Source organism: Allobosea sp. 05T439 (assembly GCF_056396005.1).
In genome coordinates, this window is record NZ_JBFTKP010000144.1 from 1 (window position 1) to 528 (window position 528).

At 61.4% G+C, this 528-nt stretch carries 1 protein-coding gene; it reads right to left on the bottom strand.

Features of this window, described 5'->3' with window-relative positions; genetic code table 11:
- Positions 1-528 (bottom strand): hypothetical protein (locus AC1DIO_RS35455; protein WP_476854965.1); only part of this gene is annotated, 528 nt, incomplete at both ends.

Consider the following 528-nt stretch of genomic DNA (forward strand, 5'->3'; position numbering starts at 1 on the left):
CACTGCCGCTGAGCGTGCTGTCGCTGGCGGCTTCACTGATGCTGACAATGTTATTGCCGAACATAGGGTCAAGCGTCATCGTCGGACCATCGACGGTTTTGACATTGATGTTGACCGGCTGCGGGTTGCTATTGCCTGCGGCATCGGTGGTGACGAAGGTGATTTGCGATGTGCCCTGCGGCAACGCCTGCAAACTCCCCGCCGGGATCACCATGCTCCACGCGCCCTGCTCATTGACCAGAGCCGAGAGCGTAGTGCCATTGAGAGTAAGCGTAATTGTCTCGCCGGGGGTACCGGTGCCACTCACCGTCTGATCGACGGCCGCTTCGGCGATGCTGATATTGCCATCACTGAGGAACGAATTCGCAACATCCACCGTCAGCGTCGGCGCGCTGAGATCGACCGTCACACTGCTGCTGGCGCTCGCCGGGTTCAGCGCGGCATCGACCGCCGACGCCGAGACGACATATGGCGTGCCGTTGGCCGTCTCTTGCAGCGCCTGCATATCGGCCTGCGGCACGGTAATGG